Below are 3030 nucleotides of genomic sequence, written 5' to 3' on the forward strand. Positions count from 1 at the left end.
GGAAGTGATAATGCCGCCGAGCCGGCTCGAGCGCCTCCTGAACGAATCCGACTTTGTAGCCGTCACTTGCCCGTTGACCGACAGCACGCGCGGCCTGCTCCGTGCCCGGACCCTCGGTCAAATGAAGCGCTCCGCTGTGCTGATCAATGTCTCGCGCGCCGAGGTCGTCGACGAAGCGGCGCTCTACGAGGCGCTCGCGCAAGGCGTGATCGCCGGAGCCTTTCTCGACGTTTGGTACGAGTACCCGGCCGGTGCCGACGAGACCGTCCGGCCGTCGCGCTTTCCGTTCCATCGCCTGCCGCAGGTTTATGCGACACCGCATTCCTGTGCTTGGACGACGGCGCTGCCGTATCGCCGCTACGCTGTCATCGCCGAGAACATTCGGCGCTGGGCGACGGGCGAACCGCTCCTGAATCTGGTGCATCGTGTTCCGGACAGCCCCGATGCGAACTGAGAGGCACCTTCGATGACAGCGATCAAGATTACCGCCGTAAAAACCCTCGTCGTCAACGCCGAGATGCGCAACTGGATATTCGTCAAGGTCCTGACCGATCAGGATGGGCTGTACGGCTGGGGCGAGGCCAGTCTCAACTGGAAGACCCGGGCCGTCAGCGGGGCCATCGAAGACCTTGAGCCGTTGCTGCTGGGCCGTGACCCGCGCGACATCGAGCAACTGCTGCGCATCCTCAACAAGCATAGTTATTACCGGCTGGGCATCATCGGTGCGACGGCAATCAGCGGCATCGAACATGCGCTCTGGGACATCTTCGGTAAGAGCCTCGGCCTGCCGGTCTGGCGTCTCCTGGGCGGCCGGGTGCGCGACAAGGTGCGCGTCTATACGCACCTGGGCCTGGGTGACATGCGGGCGGTTTACGAGACGTTCGACGCGGGCGCGCTTTCGGACAGGGCGCTGGCGGTGGTTGAAAGGGGCTACGACGCGCTCAAAGTCGTGTTCATTCCCTATTCGCACTTTTCAGCCGACATCCCGGCCCGCAAACATGTCGGGCGCCTGATGCGGGTGCTGCGCGAGGCGGTCGGCGACAAGGTCGACATCATGATCGACTTCCACGGCCGGCCCGCGTCGATTTCGGCTGCGCTGCAGTTCATCGAGGAGCTGGCTCCCTATCACCCGATGTTCTGCGAAGAGCCGGTGCAACCGGGCGATCCCGAGGCGCTCAGGCTCATCACCGAGCGCGCGGCTTGTCCGATCGCATCGGGCGAACGGCTGGTGGGCTTCAAGGAATTCGAGCCGCTGTTTCAGACGAAGGCACTTAACATCGTTCAGCCCGATCTCAATCACACCGGGGGCCTTCTCGAAGGCAAACGAATCGCGGCTGCGGCCGAGCAGGCGTTCATGGGCGTGGCACCACACAATCCGAACGGTCCGATCGCCGGTGCAGCGGCACTGCAGTTCGACGTCTCGACGCCGAATTTCGTCATCCAGGAGGAGATGAGCGGCGCCGTGCCCTGGTACGACGACGTGGTCACGACGCCGATGCGACGGACCGGCAGTTACTGGGCCGTACCTGATCAGCCTGGCCTCGGCGTCGAGATCAACGAGGTGGAGGCAGCAAAACATCCCTTCAAGCAGGAAGTGATGCACACCGATGGCGCCGTCCTGGAGGACGGGACCATCGTCGACTGGTGAGGGCAATGCCGACCATGCACACGACTCGCAACACCGCTGGTGTCTGGCGCGAATTCTCCCTGCCGGGCGGTGTCTACAACGCAACCCCGCCGCGCATTCTGTTCGGCGCCGGCAGGATCTCCGAGATCGCGGCGGAAATCGCTCATCACGGAACCTGCAAGGCGCTGATCCTGTCGACCCCCGGGCGCGGCCGCCTCGCCGAGCGAGTCGCCGCCATGCTGGGTGACCGTTGTATCGGCATCCTGGCGGAAGCCGTGTCTCAGGTGCCGATCGAGCTCGCCATCCGCGGTCGGAAGCGCGCCCGCGAGATGGGCGCCGATTGCCTGGTCAGTATCGGAGGGGGCGCGTCGATCGGTCTCGGCAAGGGCATCTCGCTCGAACTCGGACTGCCCATTGTCGCCGTACCCACCACCTATTCCGGCTCGGAGATGACCGGCTTCTGCGGCATCACGATTGACGGCGTGAAACGCATGCACACCAGCGTCAAGATGCTGGCGTCATCGGTGATCTATGATCCGGAGCTCACGCTCACGCTGCCCCCCGACGTGAGCGCCGCCAGCGCCTTCAACGCGCTCGCCCATTGTATCGACGCGATTTACGTACCAACCGTGAGTCCGACCAACGCATTGGCCGCGGTCGAGGGCGCGCGCGTGCTGATCGCAGCCTTGCCCCAGCTCCACCGTCGCTCCGAAGACCCGGCGATCGCGGCAGCATTGCTGTACGGTGCGCTCCTCGGCGGCGCGGCGCTCACGGGCGGCTTCGCGCTTCAGCACGGCCTTGCTCACGTGCTCGGAGGTAGCTTTGGCGTGCCACACGGGCTCTCGCATGCGATCGTTCTGCCGCACGTCACCGCCTACAACGACCGCTTTGCGCCGGAGGCGGTCGGGCGAATCGCCGCGGCCGCCAAGACGGACGATTTGGGTGCGACCCTGTTCGACTTGCTGGGCGCGTCGGGGCTGCCGAACAATCTGCAAGCAGTTGGCCTCCGGGAGAGCGATCTCGACCGCGTCGCCGACATCACGATCGAGACCGACGACGGCATGAATCCGGCACCCGTCACTTGGGACGTCGTGCGCCGGCTTGCCGATGACGCCTATCATGGACGGCGCCCCCCGCGACGTTGAGCCGTCCCAACCACAAGAAACCGACAAGCATGTCCAGGGAGAATGTCTCATGATGTTTACGCGCAGAGCCGTGGTCGCCGGATTGGCGACGACCGGCGTCAATATCGGCAGCCTCGCCCATCCGTTCGTCTAGCGAGCCCTCGCCGCCGAATATGCCTGGAAGTTCGGCCACGGCTTCCCCGCAAACCATCCCGTCCACGTCTTCGCGCTCGAGGCGGCGCAGAAGATCAAGCAGGACAGTGGTGGGCGCATCGAGAT

Annotated in this window: 4 protein-coding genes; 3 read left to right on the plus strand and 1 reads right to left on the minus strand. The window is 64.7% G+C overall.

Annotated features, from left to right (window positions below):
• From JOY90_RS04265 to JOY90_RS04275, 3 genes are all read left to right on the plus strand, one after another.
• Window positions 1-454: NAD(P)-dependent oxidoreductase (locus tag JOY90_RS04265; RefSeq protein ID WP_291689913.1), on the plus strand; the 454-nt coding region annotated here is incomplete at its 5' end.
• 12 nt (window positions 455-466) lie between these two features.
• The gene (locus tag JOY90_RS04270; RefSeq protein ID WP_291689914.1) at window positions 467-1648 is read left to right on the plus strand and encodes an enolase C-terminal domain-like protein; all 1182 of its coding nucleotides are present in this window, start codon (window positions 467-469) and stop codon (window positions 1646-1648) included.
• A 5-nt stretch (window positions 1649-1653) separates the two neighbouring features.
• Window positions 1654-2772 carry a maleylacetate reductase gene (locus JOY90_RS04275; RefSeq protein WP_291689915.1) on the plus strand — a complete coding sequence of 373 codons (1119 nt, stop codon included), beginning with the start codon at window positions 1654-1656 and terminating at the stop codon, window positions 2770-2772.
• On the opposite strand, the gene JOY90_RS04280 is transcribed toward JOY90_RS04275, so the two are convergent.
• Window positions 2705-3030: hypothetical protein (locus JOY90_RS04280; protein WP_291689916.1), on the minus strand; the 326-nt coding region annotated here is incomplete at its 5' end. The two genes, JOY90_RS04275 and JOY90_RS04280, sit on opposite strands and share 68 nt — an antisense overlap.

The organism is Bradyrhizobium sp. (assembly GCF_019242285.1).
In the GTDB taxonomy this organism is placed as follows: Bacteria; Pseudomonadota; Alphaproteobacteria; order Rhizobiales; family Xanthobacteraceae; genus Bradyrhizobium.